This window comes from Rhodococcus sp. 27YEA15, assembly GCF_049739425.1.
Lineage (GTDB): Bacteria > Actinomycetota > Actinomycetes > Mycobacteriales > Mycobacteriaceae > Rhodococcus_F.
On the sequence record NZ_JBMHHW010000001.1, the window covers coordinates 5,361,660 to 5,379,705 of the forward strand.

The 18,046-nt window shown below is 60.5% G+C and carries 19 protein-coding genes and 1 pseudogene; 19 read left to right on the forward strand and 1 reads right to left on the reverse strand.

Annotation, left to right across the window (positions count from 1 at the left end; translation table 11 throughout):
• Positions 1 to 11: 11 nt before the first annotated feature.
• The 17 genes and pseudogenes from ABH922_RS25005 to ABH922_RS25085 all read left to right on the forward strand — a co-directional run bounded on the left by ABH922_RS25005 (position 12) and on the right by ABH922_RS25085 (position 14,134).
• Entirely contained in the window at positions 12 to 842 is an 831-nt protein-coding gene (locus ABH922_RS25005; protein WP_424809490.1) for a hypothetical protein, read from the forward strand.
• 49 nt (positions 843 to 891) lie between these two features.
• On the forward strand, positions 892 to 1,593 hold the full coding sequence (locus ABH922_RS25010) for a GntR family transcriptional regulator (protein ID WP_424809491.1): 702 nt from the start codon (positions 892 to 894) through the stop codon (positions 1,591 to 1,593).
• Positions 1,594 to 1,791: 198 nt separating this feature from the next.
• Entirely contained in the window at positions 1,792 to 2,118 is a 327-nt protein-coding gene (locus ABH922_RS25015) for a 2Fe-2S iron-sulfur cluster-binding protein (RefSeq protein WP_424809492.1), read from the forward strand.
• Complete coding sequence (locus tag ABH922_RS25020) at positions 2,115 to 3,314, forward strand: NAD(P)/FAD-dependent oxidoreductase (protein WP_424809493.1); 1,200 nt, start codon at positions 2,115 to 2,117, stop codon at positions 3,312 to 3,314. Before ABH922_RS25015 ends, ABH922_RS25020 begins: the two co-directional genes overlap by 4 nt.
• Before the next feature lie 68 nt (positions 3,315 to 3,382).
• Positions 3,383 to 4,408 carry an LLM class flavin-dependent oxidoreductase gene (locus ABH922_RS25025; protein ID WP_424809494.1) on the forward strand — a complete coding sequence of 342 codons (1,026 nt, stop codon included), beginning with the start codon at positions 3,383 to 3,385 and terminating at the stop codon, positions 4,406 to 4,408.
• 261 nt (positions 4,409 to 4,669) lie between these two features.
• The gene (locus ABH922_RS25030; RefSeq protein WP_424809495.1) at positions 4,670 to 4,960 is read left to right on the forward strand and encodes a Dabb family protein; all 291 of its coding nucleotides are present in this window, start codon (positions 4,670 to 4,672) and stop codon (positions 4,958 to 4,960) included.
• 109 nt (positions 4,961 to 5,069) lie between these two features.
• Positions 5,070 to 5,624, forward strand: coding sequence for a cysteine hydrolase family protein (locus ABH922_RS25035; protein WP_424809496.1), 555 nt, complete (start codon positions 5,070 to 5,072; stop codon positions 5,622 to 5,624).
• 171 nt (positions 5,625 to 5,795) lie between these two features.
• The gene (locus ABH922_RS25040; protein ID WP_424809497.1) at positions 5,796 to 6,476 is read left to right on the forward strand and encodes a GntR family transcriptional regulator; all 681 of its coding nucleotides are present in this window, start codon (positions 5,796 to 5,798) and stop codon (positions 6,474 to 6,476) included.
• 187 nt (positions 6,477 to 6,663) lie between these two features.
• Entirely contained in the window at positions 6,664 to 7,836 is a 1,173-nt protein-coding gene (locus ABH922_RS25045; RefSeq protein WP_424809498.1) for a thiolase family protein, read from the forward strand.
• 5 nt (positions 7,837 to 7,841) lie between these two features.
• Positions 7,842 to 8,258, forward strand: coding sequence for a Zn-ribbon domain-containing OB-fold protein (locus tag ABH922_RS25050; RefSeq protein WP_424809499.1), 417 nt, complete (start codon positions 7,842 to 7,844; stop codon positions 8,256 to 8,258).
• Positions 8,245 to 8,814, forward strand: a pseudogene (locus ABH922_RS25055) (acyl-CoA dehydrogenase family protein); the annotation flags it as partial. The gene ABH922_RS25050 and the pseudogene ABH922_RS25055, both read left to right, overlap by 14 nt.
• 73 nt (positions 8,815 to 8,887) lie before the next feature.
• Positions 8,888 to 9,409, forward strand: coding sequence for an acyl-CoA dehydrogenase family protein (locus ABH922_RS25060; protein WP_424809500.1), 522 nt, complete (start codon positions 8,888 to 8,890; stop codon positions 9,407 to 9,409).
• Positions 9,406 to 10,263, forward strand: a complete 858-nt coding sequence (locus tag ABH922_RS25065; RefSeq protein ID WP_424809501.1) for an enoyl-CoA hydratase/isomerase family protein — start codon at positions 9,406 to 9,408, stop codon at positions 10,261 to 10,263. Before ABH922_RS25060 ends, ABH922_RS25065 begins: the two co-directional genes overlap by 4 nt.
• Entirely contained in the window at positions 10,260 to 11,081 is an 822-nt protein-coding gene (locus tag ABH922_RS25070; RefSeq protein WP_424809479.1) for an enoyl-CoA hydratase-related protein, read from the forward strand. Before ABH922_RS25065 ends, ABH922_RS25070 begins: the two co-directional genes overlap by 4 nt.
• 62 nt (positions 11,082 to 11,143) lie before the next feature.
• Entirely contained in the window at positions 11,144 to 11,902 is a 759-nt protein-coding gene (locus ABH922_RS25075) for an SDR family NAD(P)-dependent oxidoreductase (RefSeq protein WP_424809480.1), read from the forward strand.
• Complete coding sequence (locus ABH922_RS25080; protein WP_424809502.1) at positions 11,899 to 13,680, forward strand: CoA-transferase; 1,782 nt, start codon at positions 11,899 to 11,901, stop codon at positions 13,678 to 13,680. Before ABH922_RS25075 ends, ABH922_RS25080 begins: the two co-directional genes overlap by 4 nt.
• 265 nt (positions 13,681 to 13,945) lie before the next feature.
• Complete coding sequence (locus ABH922_RS25085; protein ID WP_424809503.1) at positions 13,946 to 14,134, forward strand: hypothetical protein; 189 nt, start codon at positions 13,946 to 13,948, stop codon at positions 14,132 to 14,134.
• A gap of 220 nt (positions 14,135 to 14,354) precedes the next feature.
• Here the strand turns inward: ABH922_RS25085 and ABH922_RS25090 are convergent, their stop codons facing one another.
• Complete coding sequence (locus ABH922_RS25090; protein WP_424809504.1) at positions 14,355 to 15,788, reverse strand: MFS transporter; 1,434 nt, start codon at positions 15,786 to 15,788, stop codon at positions 14,355 to 14,357.
• Positions 15,789 to 15,882: 94 nt separating this feature from the next.
• Between ABH922_RS25090 and ABH922_RS25095 the strand changes: the two genes are divergently transcribed.
• Positions 15,883 to 16,329: a MarR family winged helix-turn-helix transcriptional regulator gene (locus tag ABH922_RS25095; protein WP_424809505.1), complete on the forward strand. Its 447-nt coding sequence runs from the start codon at positions 15,883 to 15,885 to the stop codon at positions 16,327 to 16,329.
• A 254-nt stretch (positions 16,330 to 16,583) separates the two neighbouring features.
• Positions 16,584 to 17,414 carry a mycofactocin-coupled SDR family oxidoreductase gene (locus ABH922_RS25100; RefSeq protein ID WP_424809506.1) on the forward strand — a complete coding sequence of 277 codons (831 nt, stop codon included), beginning with the start codon at positions 16,584 to 16,586 and terminating at the stop codon, positions 17,412 to 17,414.
• Positions 17,415 to 18,046 lie beyond the last annotated feature (632 nt).

Below are 18,046 nucleotides of genomic sequence, written 5' to 3' on the forward strand. Positions count from 1 at the left end.
AGGAACACGCAATGTTCGTATTGGATTCCGAGTCGATCCCGTGGGAACCGGTCACGGCGAATACCCGCACCGGGAAGATCTCGCGAAAGTTCATCCACGAGAGTGAACTTGCCGCAGGAATCGGTTACACATCGGATCTCGTGTATTACCACAAATCCGACGAGGTCTTCACCGCTCCGAGGCATCGACACAATTTCGACCAGATTCGAGTGACGATCAGTGGGGTCACCGACTACGGATTCGAGCAGGTCGCAGAAGCCGATGAGGTGACGTTCTTCCCGGCGGGCGCCTACTACGGTCCCGAGCGTTTCGAAGAAGCGGAAGTTCTACTTCTGCAATGGAGTCGTAACTGGGTGACACGCGCGCAGTCGGACGCAGCGTTTGTCGAACTCGCCGCGAAGGGCGAGTTCAAGGATGGCTACTACCATACGACGGACACCGAAGGTCGCCCGGTGCGACGCGACGGCAATGCTGCCGTGTGGGAGACGGTCATCGGGAAGCCGTTGACGATTCCGATCCCGAAGTTCAGTCAACCCATCGTGATGAAGCCGTCGGGATACGACTGGTCTGTGGACGAGTCCGGGTTGTCGGTAAAGGATTTGGGTCACTTCACCGAGGACGACATCAACGTTCAGGTGGTGAAGTGGGAGGCCGGTCAGCACATCGCGCTGGGGTCGGAACGCACCACCATCGTGTGGGTGTCCTCGGGTTCGCTCACAGTCGACGATCATGACCTCGCTGCCAGGTCGATTCTGTTCTCCGACTTCGGTGAAGAGCATGATCTGGTAGGCGCGGAGCCGGGTCAGGCGTTGCTTCTTCGGCTGCCTCGAGTTCAATCCTGACGTCGATCCGCCCTCCCTCTCGGACGGGCGTGAAATGAGGAGTGTCTGAATGTCCAGCGGAGACTGGCTGAGTACTCATCCCGAGGGAGCGGATGTGCGTAGGTCGGCACCGTTGGGCAGCCAGATCGCGGACCGGCTTCGCCGCGATGTGCTTGCCGGCGTTTTGTTGCCGGGGTCCCGGTTGTCGCAGAACGACCTGTGCAAAAGATTCGGAACGAGTCGGATGCCGGTTCGCGACGCACTCCGCAGTCTCCTGCACGAGGGATTGGTCAATCTCGACAGCGCTCGGCACATCGTTGTCGCGCCGCTCAGCCGTAAAGACCTCATCGACGTCTTCTCGATCGAGGCCGTGTTGACCGGGATGGCTGCCGAGCGTGCCACGGCGAGAGCGTCGACATCCGACCTGGATGTGCTGGATCGACTGCACGGCAAGATGCTCGATGCGGATCGGGACGGCAGACACGACCGGATGGCGGAGTTGAACTGGTTGTTTCACCGAACGATCAACCGACTGGCCGGTTCGCGCAAGTTACTGCTGGCTCTGCGGCAGGTTTCGATAGATTTGCCGCGCGACTTTCTCAACGAGCTACCGAGTTGGAACAACCGGTCGAATCTCGAGCATGCTCAGATCCTGTGCTCGATGAGAGCGCGCGATTCGACTGCGGCTCGATTGCAGATGGTGGCGCACGTGACCGAGTCCGGTAGCGGGCTGGTGGATCATCTTATTTCGCGGGGTATCCCGCTCGAATGACCCGTTTCCCATGATCGACACCGCTGCCGCGGGCTCGTTCGTGAGCTGGCAGACATTGACGCTTGAATGTGACGTAGATCAGGGATACGGTATACAGCATCCAGATTCTCGGTAGTACGCAACGTGCCGGCAGGTGCATCGGCGGGGCGCCGAGAACAGTTTGTCGCCCAGACATTTACTAGAAAGGCGTGCGACGGCATGTCGAAGATTACTTACGTTCAGCCGGATGGCTCCCGCGAGACATGTGATGTGCCGTCGGGGAAGTCGGTCATGCTTGCAGCCCAGTCGAGTGGGGTGTCAGGAATTCTCGGAGAGTGCGGCGGTCAGGCAATGTGCGCAACATGCCACGTCTACGTCGACGAGAGTTTCCTCGACAAGCTTCCCGAGCCCTCGGAAGAGGAGGATGCGATGCTCGAGGAAGCAGCATCCGATCGGCGTCCGAACAGCCGCCTTTCCTGTCAGATCGACGCGTCCGATGCGCTGGACGGACTGGTTGTGCACGTTCCGGAAGAGCAGCTGTGGTGAGCGAGCGTCGAGTAGTCGTCGTCGGCGCGGGTCATGCCGGATTTCATACGGCCTTCTTTCTCCGCAAGCGAGGTTGGGCGGGTGGCATCGTCCTGATCGACACGGTTGTCGGAGTTCCTTACCAGCGTCCCCCGCTGAGCAAGGAGTTCCTTTGGGGCAAGCAGGAACTCGAAGACGGAATATTTCGACCCGAATCGTTCTACGAGGACGAGCGGATCGAACTGATCTCCGGTTTCGAGGTCACCTCGATTGACCGACCCACGAAAACCGTGACGATCGAAGGTCATTCGGACGTCCACTACGATCATCTGGTTCTGGCGACCGGATCGGTGGCCCGCAAACTGTCGTTGCCCGGTGGTGATCTCGAAGGAGTATTCAACCTGGCAACCGCAGCGGACGCAACGGCGTTACGGGCCGCGATCGCGACCGCGAAGAACGTCGTGGTGATCGGTGGCGGGTTCATCGGTCTGGAGTCGGCAGCGATGGCTGCCGCAGCAGGAAAAAGCGTCGTCGTCTTCGAAGCCGCCGATCGTCTGATGGCACGAGCCATCTCGCGTCCGATGTCGGAGTACTTCGAGGGCGTGCACCGCGGCGGGGGTATCGATCTTCGCTTCTCCACTGGTGTCCGAGCAGTCGAAGGTGTCGACGGTCGAGTCAGTGCAGTGGTGGGTTCCGATGGTGTCCGGATCGATGCGGACCTGGTTGTGGTCGGCATCGGAGCGGACGCGAACGAATCTCTGGCTGCTGCATCGGGCCTGGCGACGGACCGGGGAATCATCGTCGACGAGTTCTTGCGCACGACCGATCCGAGCATCTCGGCCATCGGCGATTGCGCGAGATTCCCGCTGCTTCCCTCCACCTCCGAGATACCGGAACTGGTTCGACTCGAATCTGTCCAGAATGCCACGGACCAAGCACGTTTCGTCGCACATCAGCTGGCGGACGACGCTACCGATTCGTATCGCGCCGTGCCGTGGTTCTGGACCGAACAGTTCGGCCGGAAGCTGCAGATTGCCGGTCTCGCCACGGGCAGTACCCGTAGTGAGGTGGACGCCGCAGGATCCGACAGTTTCTCGGTTCGGAACTACGACGGTGACACGGTGCTCGTCACCGAGTCGGTGAATGCTCCGCGTGATCACATGCGGGCACGCAAAGAACTCGGTGCTCGATTGACAAAGGAATCGGCGAGCAGCTGATTTTCGAAGGTTACGTGGTGGGTGCTGGTCACGCCTGGGCCGGTGCCCACCAGTGAGGGAGGTTCGACGTGTTCGGCTCGGAAACGGTCAAGCCCTTCGGGATCGGAATCGTACTCAATTCTTCGAATCCTGTTGAATTGCAACGTCAGACGCAAACAGCTGACGCCGGCGGATTCGCATTCGTGTCGGTGGGCGACAACCCTGAACACATGATGGACACGTACGTTTCGCTCACGCTGGTGGCTGGATCGGCACGCCGGGCTCACGTCGGCACAACCATCACCACGCCGATACATAGGGACCCGCTGGTTGTGGCGTCGGCGTTCTCCTCGGTCGCCACGCTCCACCCCGAGCGTGTCTTCATCGGGATCGGGACCGGGCGTGCAAGGCAGAAGGCAACCGTGCCGGAACTTCGTGAGCACATCGTCACACTGCGTCAGTTGTGGTCGACGGGAAAGGCCACGTACCGAGGTGAGGAATTACGCCTGAACTGGGATGCGCAGCCTGTTCCGATCGTGTTGTGTGCATCGGGGCCTCGGGCGCTGCGTCTGGGCGGCGAGTTGGCCGACGCGGTGATCATCGAATCGGGACTGACTCCCGAATTGGTGGACAGCGCCAGGAACAGTATCGCCGATGGTGCACGGGCGGCTGGTCGAGACCCGGCCGACATCGCGCTGTGTTGGTATGCCAGAACAACTATCGCGCCGACCGACGACGAAGCGGTGTACGACAGTGTGCCGTCGATGGCGGCCGCAGGTGCCTTCATCGCCCGCCGTCGGTCCGGGCTCGACGACGTGCCGGACAGATACCGATCTGCAATGACGACGTTGGCCGAGCGATACGACATGGGCGCACATTTCCGCTCGGACGCGGGAAATCCGAACCGGAAGCTCCTCGTTGACGAGAGCCTACGTGAGTACCTGGTGGAAAGAACCGGGCTGGTCGGAACTCCGGCGCGGTGGTTGGACCGCATCGCCGAGCTTCGCGGTATCGGTGTCGACAACATTCTGTGTGTCGGTGCGGGCGGAGACAAAGACGCGATGATCGACCTCGTGGGTCGTCAGGTGATACCGGAGCTGGAGACGCGGCCCTGAACGGATGGCGGCTGACCGAGTGGAGCTGAATCGGCTCGATCGATCCAATGAGGCGAAATATGTTGATGTAGAGGAATATTCAATTCAGCATCAAGGCGCCGGAGCGCGGTGGCGCGACGTGGCCGTCGGGTGCGCCGAGAACGCGCCACCGTTCGGGTAGACCCTAGATACTGTATACTGAAGTAGGTTTGCGGATCGCTTCGGTGACGAGTTGCAGGTACCGCCGGTTGCAAGCCGGACTTACTACTACGTGGAGTTTTCATGCTTAAGCACATCGTCCTCGTCAACCTCACTGCCGATGCCGACGACGCGTATCTGGCCGAGGTGGGTGCGAAAATCGACGCACTCCCGGAAGTCATCGATCAGGTTGTCGGGGTTGCGTACGGTTCTGATATCGGATTGACTTCCGGTAGTAGTGATTTCGCAATCATCGTTGACTTGGACGATGTCGAGTCCTACGCGGCCTACGCGGCTCACGAAGCGCATGTGGAACTGGCTGAGTTGATCAAGAAAGGCGTCGCGAGTCGCACGGTCATCGACCTGAAGTGCTGACACCGATCGTCGGCAGGCCGTGAAGGTCTGCGCCGAACTGTCTCGACAATGCGCTGCGCACTCGTGCCGCGCACACCCCAAACGTAAACACTATCGGAAGGTTTTGAGAATGCCGCTCACATCGATTGACAACAATGCCGCGCTCGTAGTGCTGGACTTGCAGGTTGGAACTGCGGGCCTACCTTCGGTCCCCAACGCGCTCAGTGACATCATCGAGCGGTCGGTTGCGCTCGCCGACGCGTTCCGCGCGAAGAACCTTCCTGTCATCTGGGTCAACGTGGCAGGCGGCAGTACGGCCCGCACCCAGGCCGGCGCCGGTGGCGGTGAGCTTCCGGACAACTGGACCGAACTTCTGCCCGAGCTCGGGGTGCAGGATTCCGACAAGAAGTTCTCCAAGTACGGGCACGGTACGTTCCACGACAACCGGTTCGCGGAATTGCTTGCCGAGTTGAACGTCGGCCAGTTGGTTCTGACCGGCGTCACCACCAGCTTTGCCGTCGAGTCGACCGCTCGCGGTGCTTACGAGCGGAACATCAACGTCGTCGTCGTCAGCGATGCGGTGGGCGATCTCGATCCGGCAGTAAACGAGAACTCCGTCGAGAAGGTGCTCCCCAACGTCGCCGAGATCGCGACCTCGACCGAGGTTCTCGAAGCGATTTCCTGATCACGGCGAACGGCCGTTCGCGTTCCCCCTCGGAGCGCGAACGGCCGTAGTACGTTTCAGGTGTCAACTGGCCGCATCATCGTCGCGCCGAATGTAGGGGATCGGATATGGTATACATCTTACCTACAGGGATTTCCTGGATGCAGCGTCGATCGGTGAGGGAAAAGCGAAGTGGCCAGCAGCAGTCAAACTTCTGAACTGCAGAGAAGTCCGCTCGGGAATCAGATCGCAGATTCCTTGAGGCGAGACATCATGCTCGGCGTGCTACGTCCCGGTACGCGGGTGTCCCAGCAAGAACTGTGTGAGCGCTTCGGTACCAGCCGGATGCCGGTTCGTGACGGCTTGCGCATCCTCGTCGAGGACGGCCTCATGTCGGTCGACAGTACTCGACGGATCATGGTGGCACCGCTCAGTCGTGAAGATCTCCTGGATGCATTCACGATCGAGGGTGCACTGACCGGGATGGCCACCGAACGCGCTTCGCGACGTGCCGAGCCGAGCGAGCTCGACGATCTCGAGAACCTGCAGAATCGAATGATTCTGGCAGCGAGCGAGAACGATCAGGACGCGATGGTCGATCTCAACTGGACTTTTCATCGCAGGATCAACCGGATGGCCGGGTCTCGTAAACTGCTTGTCGCCATACGGAAAGTCTCGGTGGACCTGCCACGGGACTACTTGTCGCAGGTTCCGGACTGGAGTGAACGCTCCATCGCCGAACATGCGGAAATCATCGACGCGATGAGGCAGCGTAAGCATGCTTCGGCTCGAAATCTGATGACAGAACACGTCGTCGAGTCGGGTCGAGGCCTGATCAAGTACCTCGAAAGCCTCGGCGTAGAACTGGACTAGTGCACCCCGGCCCACTGGGCCGGGTTTCTTGCATCCATTACCTGTATACGGTATACAGAAAACCTGTAAAGTGCGAGATATCACTCGAGGTTCGCATCCGTCTCCTCGCCGGATATGGCTTCGGCTGTCGATGATTCGGAACCAAGCCTTGCCACTGTCTTGTATACAGTATATTTAGGAGTCGAATATGCGTGACACCTTCCTCGTCGGAGTCGGAATGACCGCGTTCGGGAAATTCCCGGACGCAGGTCTCGGGTCCCTGGGACGAGAGGCGGTCCTGGCCGCACTGGCCGATGCCGGAGTCGGCGCCGGCGATATCGAGGTCATCGCCTGCGGGTCAGCCCGAAGCGGCATTCTCCAAGCACGAGAAAGCGGTGTCGGTCAGCTTGTGGGCTGGGAGGCAGGCATCGAAGGTGTGCCGGTGTACAACGAGAAGGCTTTCTGCGCCTCGGGTGCGATGGCCTTCAACATCGCGAATCTGGCCGTGGCATCCGGCGCTCAGGACGTGGCGCTGGTCGTCGGTGTCGAGAAGATGTCCGCCCGCAACGGTAAGGGCCGACCGCTCACATCTGACGGTATGGCCTTGGAAAGCGAGGTCGGGTACACGCCTCCGGCGTACTACGCGATGGCGGCCAGTCGCCACATGGACGTGTACGGAACCACTCGTGAACAGATCGCGGCCATTGCCGTGAAAAACCGTACCGCCGCCGCGGACAACCCCCGCGCGCAATACCGGACGCCGATCACGATGGACGACGTCCTGTCTTCGAAACCGATCGCATCGCCACTGAATCTGCTCGACTGCTGCCCGACGGGCGACGGTGCGGCAGCAGCGATCCTGGTCAGCGCCGAAGGTGCCGAGCGCCTCGGAATCGTGCCGAAGATCAAGATCAGCGCTTCGTCCGTCGGTACGGGTTACTACCGGCAGCAAGACCGGGACATGACCTCGTTCGGTCTCGACAAGCGAACGTCGCAGCGCGCATACGACCTGGCCGGTCTGGGGCCCGACGACGTCGACGTGGCCGAGGTGCACGACTCGTTTTCCATCGCCGAGATCATCCACTACGAAGATCTCGGATTCTGTGCACCCGGCGCCGGCGGAAAACTGGTGGAGAGTGGCGAGACTGCACTCGGAGGACGTATACCCGTGAACACGGGCGGCGGACTTCTCAACCGTGGCCATCCGCTCGGAGCGACGGGCGTCGCGCAGATCGTCGAGCTCGCCGATCAGCTTCTCGGCCGTGCCGGATCGCGGCAGGTCCATGGCGCAAAGACCGGGCTGGCACATATTTCGGGCGGTTTTCACGAAGGTGACTTCGCCACATCAGGTGTAACTATTCTGACTAGGTACGGGCGGTAGAAACGATGAACGAGTTGGGTGAAGTATCCCTGGGACGCTCACTGATCGTCCGACATCCGGGAAAAGAACCGGCCCTGGCCGGAAGTCGATGCCCGGAATGCGGTGACGTCCGTATTCCGATGCGTACCCGGTGCGGCAACCACCCCGTCGACTGCGAACAGTTCGACGTCGGTGGTGCCGGAACGATTTACGAATCGGTTCACATCTCCATACCGCCCAGTGGTTTCGAAAATCCTTTCTGGGCCGGTTTCATAGATCTCGACGACGGCCCTCGGTTCTTTGCACAGATTGCGTGTGCGGACGGCGAGAGCGCCCCGAAACACGGAGAGAGAGTTCAGATGGTCGTGGAAGCCATAGGTACGGCGGATGCCCAGGTGCTCGCACCGGTCTTCAAGAGGGTGAGTGACGATGCTGCAGTCTGACCTGGACGAACAGTTGCGGGACCTGGTCGATGCCACCCATCGGCTGGCGGTGGAGAAGATTGCTCCGTTGATCGAGGAAACCGAACGCGCAGCGACCTTTTCACCGGCGATCCGATCCATCCTCGGCGAGGCCGGATTCTTCGGCCTCGTCGTGCCGGAAGCATACGGCGGAGTGGAGAGCGACGTCCGCCACCAGGCAATAGTGCTCGAGCAGCTCGCTCGTACCTACCCGAGCTCCTGTACGTATCTCACCGCGCACTGGTTGGCTACCAAGGTCATCGCACTCAACGCGACCGGCGAGAGCGAGCCCGCATGGGTCAAGCCGCTACTCGAGGGTGCATCCACCGGTGAGCTGCTGGGTGCGATTGCTGCCACGGAACCCGACAACGGCTCCGACCTTGCCGGAATCTCGACGACCGCCCGTCGAGACGGCGACGAGTGGGTCATCAACGGGACCAAACGGTTCATCACCAACGGCGGCTTCGCCGACTTCTACACGGTTCTTGCTCGAACCGGTGATCCCGGTGCTCGGGGATTGTCCTTGATCTTCGTCGAGGCCGATCGCAGTGGAGTGAGCGCGAGTCGGTGGGAGCGGAAGATGGGCCTGCAGCGGCTCTGCCACCGCCGAGATGCTGTTCGACGACGTACGGGTGCCGGCCGACCACGTCATCGGCGAGGTCAACCGTGGATTCTCGTACCTCATGCGAGGTTTCGACGAAGGCCGAATCGGTGTCGCGGCGATGTGCCTGGGAATCTCACAAGGTGCACTCGACGCCGCGACCGCGTACGCATCCCAGCGCAAGCAGTTCGGCAAGGAGATCGCGGCGTATCAGGGTGTGCAGTTCCTGGTGGCAGACATGGCAATCGGAGTCCATGCATCACGTTCTGTCGTCTACGACGCGATGCACGCTCTGGTTTCAGGACATCCCGATGCGTCCAGGCTTGCCGCGATCGCGAAGACACTTGCCTCGGACGCGTCGATGGAGGTCGCCTCCAACGCCGTGCAGGTTCACGGTGGCGCCGGGTACGTCAGCGACTTCCCGGTCGAAATGCTCCTGCGTGATGCCAAGATCGGTCAGATCTACGAAGGCACCAATCAGATCCTCCGGATGTTGATCGCACGTTCGTACTTCGGAGATGTCGCACGATGACCGGCGACATCGAAGAGCTACGGCCGGCCGATATCGGGCCGGAACTCTCGGGTATCGCCACATCGGTATCGGAGCTGTCGGACTCGCTGGTCGAGGTACGGTTTCATGAGTCGGTCGCCAGGATCGTCCTCAAGCGCGCATCCAAGATGAACGCGATCAACAACGCAGTTCTCACCGGTATTCGTTCTGCGGTAACGCAACTGAACAACGCGCCGTCGATTCGAGCGATAGTGTTGAACGGCGACGGACGAGCTTTCTCGGCCGGCGGTGATCTCGGCGAAGTCTCTGCGATCGCACAGGATCGAGCAGCATTCAGCGAATTCCTGGACTACTGGCATGCTTCATTGGCCGTAGTCGAGAACTCCGCTGTGCCGACCATAGCGGCCGTACACGGGTTCGCATTCGCAGGCGGATTCGAGCTCACCCAGGTCTGCGACTTCGTCGTCGTCGGCGAACAGACCGTACTGGGTGATCAGCACGCGAATTTCGGACTGTTCCCGGCCGGTGGATCAACGCAACGACTGCCGCGGCAGATTGCCGAACGCCACGCCAAATGGATGCTGATGTCCGGCGAAGGCATCGACGCTCACACCGCACTCGGCTACGGTCTCGCCAACGTGGTGGCCCCTGAAGCCGACGTGGTCGAGCGGGCTCTGGCGATGGCACAGGTTCTCGCTGCGAAGAGTTCGGCTGCGAACGCGGCGATCAAGTCGGCGGTGCTACTCGGTCGCGGTCGCCCGCTGTGGGATGCGATCGCGCTCGAGCGGCCGATCGCGGTTCGGCATATGTCCGGTGTGGACGCGGGCATTGGTTTTGAGGCGTTTGGTTCTCGTGTGGTTCCTGTTTTTTGTTGAGTGTTGTTGAGGGAGAGGGGTTTGTGGTGGTTTCTGGTTTGAGGGATGTTGTGTATTCGGTTGATTCGGGTGTTGCTCGGATTACGATTGATCGGCCGGAGAAGTACAACGCGTTTCGTGAGGAGACGTTGGATGATTTGATTGTGGCGTTTTCTGCTGCGGAGGCTGATCGTTCTGTTGGGGTGATTGTGTTGACGGGGGCGGGGGAGAAGGCGTTTTGTTCGGGTGGGGATATTGCGTGGGAGGATGCTTCTGATCCGGCGGGGGCGGCGCGGATGAATCGGCGGACGAGTAATTTGTCGTTGATTATGCGGGGGTGTGGGAAGCCGATTATCGCGCGGGTGCGTGGGTATGCGGTGGGTGGGGGTAATGAGTTGCAGATGTTGTGTGACTTGACGATTGCGTCGGATGATTCGAAGTTCGGTCAGTCGGGTCCGAAGATGGGTAGTGTGCCGGTGTGGTGGGGTACGCAGTTGTTGCCGCGGATTGTGGGGGAGCGGCGGGCGCGGGAGATTGTGATGTTGTGTGAGCAGATTCCGGCTCCGGAGGCGGTGCGGTTGGGGTTGATCAACAAGTCGGTGCCGGTGGGGGAGTTGGATGCTGCGGTGGATGCGTGGTGTGAGCGGTTGTTGTCGTTGAGTCCGCAGGCGTTGCGGGTGGCGAAGATTTCGTTGAATTTCGAGAGTGATCAGTTGTGGCCTGCGGTGCAGCATGGTCAGCAGATGATCAATTTTATTCATGGGACGGATGAGTTTCATGAGGGTACGCGGGCGTTTTTGGAGAAGCGGCCGGCGGATTTTGCTCGGTTTCGGCGGTAGTGGGTAGCGGGTAGTTTTTGGTTTTTTTGTTGTGTTGTCGGTGTTGGTTGTGTGGAGAGGGTGTGGTTGTTGTGCGTTGTGATGGCAAGGTTGCGGTTGTTGTGGGTGGGGGTTCGGGTATTGGTCGTGCGACGGCGGAGTTGTTTGCTGCCAATGGTGCGTCGGTGGCGGTTGCTGATGTGAATCGGGTGGGGGCTGCGGAGACGGTGGAGTTGTTGCGGTCTTCGGGTGTTGTTGTTTCGGAGCATGTTTGCGATATCACTGATCCTGATCAGACGGATGCGTTGATCGAGTCGGTGGTGGGTGTGCATGGTGGGGTTGATGTTGTGGCGTCGACGGTGGGGTGGTCGGATACGACGTTTTTTGCTGATGAGGATGATGAGTATTGGCAGAAGATCGTGCGTATCAATTTGATGGGTTCGATTTATTTGTCGCGGTCGGCGTTGCGGGTGTTCAGTGCGCAGAAGTCGGGTTCGATTGTGTTGACGAGTTCTGATGCGGGGAAGGTCGGGACGATGGGGGAGACGGTGTATGCGGCGGCGAAGGCGGGGGTGATTGGTTTTGTGAAGTCGTTGGCTCGTGAGGTGGCTCGTGATGGGGTGCGGGTGAATGCGATTTCTCCGGGTCCGACGGATACGCCGTTGTTGCGGGCGCAGTCGGATCAGCATGTGATTGACAAGATGGTGCGGGCTGTTCCGTTGAAGCGGATGGGTACGGCGGTGGAGCAGGCGGGTCCGATTGTGTTTTTGGCGTCGGATGCGGCGAGTTATATTACGGGTCAGACGATTAGTGTCAGTGGTGGATTGACGATGACGTCATGACGGGGTCGGGTGCGGCAACAACCACCGACAACACTGTTGTCGATTTCAGCGTCAGCGAGGACGAGGGAGCATCCAAGGTCGTCGAACTCGACGATGCGATTCGTGAGTTCGTCCGGGCAGGCGACACTATTCACGTCGCATACTCCGATGCCAGGCCGAATGCGGCGCTCATGGCTCTCGGACGAGTTTTCCGAGGCACCGATCCTCAGTTCACCCTGGTCACTGCGGGATTGGTCAGTATCCAGCATTCACTGATCGAGCTGGGGTTGATCCGGAAGCTGGTTGCATCATTCGCGGGCGAGAACTTTCCGGTTGCGCGCCCGAACCCGGCACTCGTCAGAGCGATATCCAATGGTGACGTCGAGATCGAGCACTGGTCGTTGTGGTCGCTTCTGGCTCGATTGACAGCCGGCTCGCTGGGGGTCTCCCACTACCCGGTCAAGTCCATGCGCGGAAGCTCCATGGGAGACGAAGCAGCAGCCCGTGGAGAATTGATCGATCTTCCCAGGAGCGATGGTGATTCGGGCACGAGCCTGGTATCGGCGTTGCGTCCCGATGTGGTTCTCCTGCACGGTGCCGTCGCAGACCGTGCCGGAAATGTAGTTCTGGCCGCGCCGTACGGCGAGGGCCAGGTCGGAGCGCTCGCGGCAAAGCGCGGTGTGATCGTCACGGTGGAACGTATCGTGTCCACCGAGGAGATTCGAAAGATGAACACCCGCACCAGAATCCCGGCTCACGTGGTGCGCGCAGTTTGCGAAGTACCGTTCGGGGCGCATCCTTTCGGATTCAACAACCCCGGTGTTCCGGGTCTGCGAAGCTACAGTGAAGACCTGGATTTCGTACTCGAGACGCTCGAGGCCTGCAAGTCACCGGAAACCTTTGCCGGTCATATCGAGAAGTGGGTGACCGGTCCGAGTGGCCCGAGCGACTATCGCAGTCTGCTGGGTGAGTCCCGTCTGGAAGCATTGGTGCGATCGGACGTCGATAGCAGCGCCACCAGGATCCCCGTTCCGAGTCCGGTACCGCCGGCAACTGCGTTGGAGCAGCAGGTGATCGTGACCTCGCGGGTGTTGAACCGGTCCGTCATCCGAAGTGGGCACCACGCGATTCTGGCCGGGGTCGGGTTGTCGAACCTGGCAGCGTGGGTCGGCGCCAAACAGTTGAAGGCACAGGGTATCGACGTCGCATTGATGGCGGAGATCGGACTTTTCGACTATTCGCCGCTTCCTGGTGAGCCCTTCATCTTCGCGGGTCAGAACGTTCCGACCAACAAACTGCTCACTGACGTGAAAAGCGTTCTCGGAACCTATGTCTCGGGCCCCGGAACGTCGACGGTCGGCCTGGTCGGTGCAGGTCAGATCGACAAGACCGGTGCGATCAATTCCACGTATTCCGAGGACGGCCGCTTCATCGTGGGGTCGGGTGGCGCGAACGACGTCCTCTCCGGCGCGGAAGAGGTCATCGTCACCGTCAGTCATGGTCCGACCCGACTGGTCGAATCGGTGCCGTACATAACATCACCGGGCGCACGGGTCCGCACCATCGTGACCGAACTGTGCGTGTTCGATCGTTCTCCGGAAACCGGCGAGTTCGTCCTCACCGCCTTGCAGCCGGCAGCCGGTGACTCGATCGCCGAAGCAATTCGTGAGGTGCGTGCCCGGACCGGCTTCGACTTCGACGTCGCCGACACGGTCGAGTTCGAATCCGGTCCTTCGGATGAAGAACTCGTCACTTTGCGGGCATTCGATCCGCAGAGGTTCTACCTCAGAGATCGGTGAGGGACCGGCGGGTAACGCCCGGAGCGTTACCCGCCGTGGCCGACCGGGGGAGCCGATGGCTCGAGCTCGGAAAGTACTACGACAACAGGGAGGGACCATGCGGGCCGGGTTCGAAACCTCGACCGAATCGTCATCGGAATCGGCGTATTCCGGATCGCCTCGTCCGGGAGGACGTACGCGCGGTGGGTCTTGCCTGCCACGAGGCCACCTCAGCGACCGGAATCCGCCCTGGGGTAAGAGGCTCACACCTGAAGCGGTGGAGGTGGTGAGATTTGCGCTGATCTGGGAGCCGTACGGCGGCGCAACTCAGGAAGAAATCTTCGTCAAGTTCGGAATCTCGCGTCGTCGCTTCGGCGACCTCCTGTCCAAGGTAGTCAGGGAAGCAGACTTCGACTGGCCGACGGTCGAGCGGCTCGAGAGCGTGTATTCAGGGCCGAGGAGAAGGCTTGGCTGATCGCTGACAGCGATCAGCCGTGTCGAAAGCGGCTGCCGTCAGTTGCGGTGAACGCTGCAGGATCGACAGCGTCGAAAACCAGTTCCAGCGGGGGCTTCGAACCGGCGCGCAGGGTCGACCGGCCCTGCGTTGCCGCCTCGCCGGACGCCGTCTGGCGTCTGGCGAGGCATCCAGGGCTCGCTCAGGAGCGTGAGGTGGCAGGTCCCGGATTCGAACAGCGTCATCGTAATGAAGACAACCGACGGTCGAATGCCGTCATGAGAAGTACTACGACACCTACACCCGTCAGAATGTACGAAATCTGGTGTAGACCGACGTCGTCGACGTCGACGCGGAAGGCAATTCCGGTGATCGTCGCGGAGGCGACAGAACCGACATGTCCGAAGGTTCGCAGAAGGCCTGACGCTGTGCCGAGCGCGGATGCCGGAGCCTGCCGGTACAGCGCAGATTGATTGGCCACGTTGCTTGCGCCGGTCATCAGACCGAATATCGCGGTGACCACCACAATCAGGATGATCGGACTGGTGTCGGCCAGGAACTGCATCGCCACGGCGCCGACCAGCATGAGAACTGCGGCCAGAAGCAATGGCTTGCGATCGTCTCTGCATCGTGAAACGAACCCAGCTGAGATTGCGGTGAGTGCGCCCATCGGGATGAGAACGAGGCCGGCATGGAACGGCGACAAATCATGGACCACCTGCATCCACTGGGTGATTCCGTACAGCGTGACATAGGTGCCCAGAAGGGTGAGTGCGCTTCGGATGTAGGTGCGGGTCAGCGGGCGGTTCGATACGAGTAGGCGCACGTCGAGGAATGGACGTCCGGCCCTGAGTTCCCATGAAATCAGCGCGACGGTCCCGGCGACCGCGATCGCCAACAGTACCCAGTTCGGGCGAGGGAGCGACATGAGGAACGTCAGGAGCGCCGTCATCGAGCATCCGAAGCCGATCACGCCGACGACGTCGATACGTGCAGCGATATCCCGAAAAGATCTTCCGCTCAGTCGATCAGGGTCCTTCGCTATCCAGATCGCTCCCATTACCAGCGTGACAAGTGCGAACGGAATGTTGACGAAAAAAGCCGCTCGCCAACTGAACCAGCCGATGAGGAGGCCTCCCAACGTGGGTCCGATCGCGATCGTCGCTGCTCCTGTGATCGACAAGCCCGCAAGAACATGTCGGGGTGGAGACGTGAGCCCCACGTCGGTTGCCCGCCGCCGAATGAGGAGCATGGCGGACGGGTATCCCGCAGACGTACCGAGACCGATCAGGACCCTCGCCACGATCAGTGTGGTGAGGTCAGGAGCCAGTCCGCCGATGACACTGCCGATCAACACGATGACAACACCCGCGAGAAATACTCGCCGTGGCCCGAATTCCTCGGCGAGCCGGCCGGCAGTGGGCTGGGCAATGGCAGAGGTCAGGTAGAGGACGGAAACGAGAATCGCTGTTTCGCCGACCGAGACGCCCATGGCGGCCGCGATTGCGACGAGTGCCGTTGCGATGACGGAGCTGTTGACCGGGTTAAGGGTGGTTCCGATGTAGATCGGAGTGACAAAGCGTCGCCCGAACCCGGCGATGCCCTTGTCCCGTCCTCGTCGGCGTTCTCGGGCAATGGGATCTTCGTCGGGCGGTGGTGTCTGAGGTGCCTCCATGGTCGTGACCTTTCGTACCGCACCGCCACCAGTATTTAGGCAGGCTACCTGACGAATAATAGCAGGTAACCTGCCTGGTCGCTAAGGTGGGCGAGTGGAAGCTCGGGATCAGGTAGCGAAGACAGCCGCAGAATTGACGTCGGCGATGGCGAGGTTGCGGGCTCGTCTTCGCGCGGAATCCGAGCCCAGGGTGATGCCCTGGACGTGGTCGCAACTTACGATTCTCGGGCGGATCATCGAAAATGGGCCGACGACGGTCAGCGATCTTGCCCGCGCCGAGCACGTGCGCCGTCAATCCATGGCGGAAACAGTTGCGGTGCTGCGTGCGGACGGCTTGATCGGTGCTGAGCCGGATCCGGATGATCGTCGGAAGGCGGTCATTTCCGTGACCGAAAAAGGGCTGGCATTGTCGACGACCATTCCGGCCGCGCGGGAAAAATGGCTTGCGGCGACGATGGCCGAGTTGCTCGACTCGCGTGAATGCGAGGTCCTCCTCGAGGCTGCATCCATCGTGAACCGGATTGCACAACATAAGGATTGAACCGAATACTCCTCGGAATACCACGATTTCGAGGCAGCGTCGTGATTGCCGTTGCCCATGCGGGGAGTGTCTGGACGTCTCGGTATCGGCGCCGAGTGGGCTTGGCGTCCACGGCCTTGCCCTGTCTCAAAATGCCGTATACGGTATACGAAATTGAGATGCGAGTCACAGGTGGCGGTGTGCCGCGGGCTGCCGATTCCGGATCGGCCTGCAATTGCCGCCGGTAGTGGTCGACAAGAGTAGGAGTGCAGATCATGGGTCAACTGGATGGAAAGGTAGCTCTCGTCACGGGTGCGGCCAGGGGTCAGGGTCGGGCGCACGCGATCAAACTCGCGCAAGAGGGTGCGCGAATCATCGCCCTCGATGCCTGCACCGATATCTCCACCGTCGCGTATCCGTTGCCGAGCCGGGTCGACCTGGATCGAACCGAATCTCTCGTGAACGAGGTGGGCGGTGAGATCATCACAGGGGTAGTCGATGTCCGAGATCTAGCCGGAATGAAGAAATTCCTCGTCGATTCGGTGGGCGTTTTCGGCCGGTTGGACATCGTCAGCGCCAACGCTGGGATCAGCACATTTTCCCCGATGCTGGAAATGTCGGAGGAGGTATGGCAGGAGACCATCGATGTAAACCTCACCGGTGTCTGGAAGACGTGCAAGGCCGCGATCCCACACATTCTCGAGACGGGTTCGGGAGGGTCGGTGATCATCACGAGCTCTTCGGCGACTTCGATGATTTCGAATAATATCGGCCACTACACCGCCTCCAAACACGGACTCATCGGCTTGATGCGCGTGCTTGCCAAAGAGATGGCGCCACACCGCATCCGAGTCAACACGATCCATCCCACCGGTGTGGAAACTCCGATGATCATCAACGACGAAGTGTTTCGGCTATTCAGGCCCGATCTCGCCGATCCGAACAAGGCTGACTTCGACGCGGCGGCTCGGTCTGTCAGCGCCCTCGATACCCCGTACTTGGATGTTCAAGACGTATCTGCGGCAGTGGTGTATCTGGCAGCCGATTCCGGGCGATACATCACTGGAACGACTTTGATGCTCGACGCCGGCGGGTCACTGTTGTAGGTCCGGTGTGTGGGCACGGAGCTGCCCAGCGGCGGATGATCCACTCGGCGATGCGTCATGTCGACGTCGACCGATGTTTCACCATGCCAGCTGTATTCGGATGTCGCCGAAATTCGGCCACCTGCAAGTCAGGTGTTACGCGGAAGTCCGGAGATTTTTGCAGGCCGAAGTTGCCCGGCAATGTGGTCGATGCGCCTCGACCTGGGCAGGCCCCGGCGCGCAGATGTACGCCGGGGCGCCCGCTCCCTCGAGACTATTACGTCAAGTGACGAATTTAATTTGAGCCCGTTCTCTGCGAGTAGCCGCCTTTCGGCGAGGAGGGGATTGGCGCCGACTCCCCGGAGTGCTCGGCGTCACAATGGCCGGACGGGCTGGACTGGGGCGGGGTGAGCGCGCGTGAGCTGGGCCGATGCGAAGGTTCCGAGGCGTGACGTGCCGATTTGCGAAATTCTTTGGCGGTCGCGTAACTTATTCCAAGTCAGAGCGACACGGACACCGACTCCCACCTGTGAGGGTGAGTGACACGAGGTTGTACGAAGTGCCTGACCAAATTTCGAAGTGGTTTCCATCGTGTATGGTTGTGCTTCATCTCCAGTTGTTCCCCGAATGTTGAGCGGTTTGCGCCGATGATC

Coding starts and splice junctions, on each gene's coding strand:
- ABH922_RS25005 (WP_424809490.1), top strand. CDS start 12: ATGTTCGTATTGGATTCCGAGTCGATCCCGTGGGAACCGGTCACGGCG.
- ABH922_RS25010 (WP_424809491.1), top strand. CDS start 892: ATGTCCAGCGGAGACTGGCTGAGTACTCATCCCGAGGGAGCGGATGTG.
- ABH922_RS25015 (WP_424809492.1), top strand. CDS start 1,792: ATGTCGAAGATTACTTACGTTCAGCCGGATGGCTCCCGCGAGACATGT.
- ABH922_RS25030 (WP_424809495.1), top strand. CDS start 4,670: ATGCTTAAGCACATCGTCCTCGTCAACCTCACTGCCGATGCCGACGAC.
- ABH922_RS25035 (WP_424809496.1), top strand. CDS start 5,070: ATGCCGCTCACATCGATTGACAACAATGCCGCGCTCGTAGTGCTGGAC.
- ABH922_RS25045 (WP_424809498.1), top strand. CDS start 6,664: ATGCGTGACACCTTCCTCGTCGGAGTCGGAATGACCGCGTTCGGGAAA.
- ABH922_RS25050 (WP_424809499.1), top strand. CDS start 7,842: ATGAACGAGTTGGGTGAAGTATCCCTGGGACGCTCACTGATCGTCCGA.
- ABH922_RS25060 (WP_424809500.1), top strand. CDS start 8,888: ATGCTGTTCGACGACGTACGGGTGCCGGCCGACCACGTCATCGGCGAG.
- ABH922_RS25065 (WP_424809501.1), top strand. CDS start 9,406: ATGACCGGCGACATCGAAGAGCTACGGCCGGCCGATATCGGGCCGGAA.
- ABH922_RS25080 (WP_424809502.1), top strand. CDS start 11,899: ATGACGGGGTCGGGTGCGGCAACAACCACCGACAACACTGTTGTCGAT.
- ABH922_RS25090 (WP_424809504.1), bottom strand. CDS start 15,788: ATGGAGGCACCTCAGACACCACCGCCCGACGAAGATCCCATTGCCCGA.
- ABH922_RS25100 (WP_424809506.1), top strand. CDS start 16,584: ATGGGTCAACTGGATGGAAAGGTAGCTCTCGTCACGGGTGCGGCCAGG.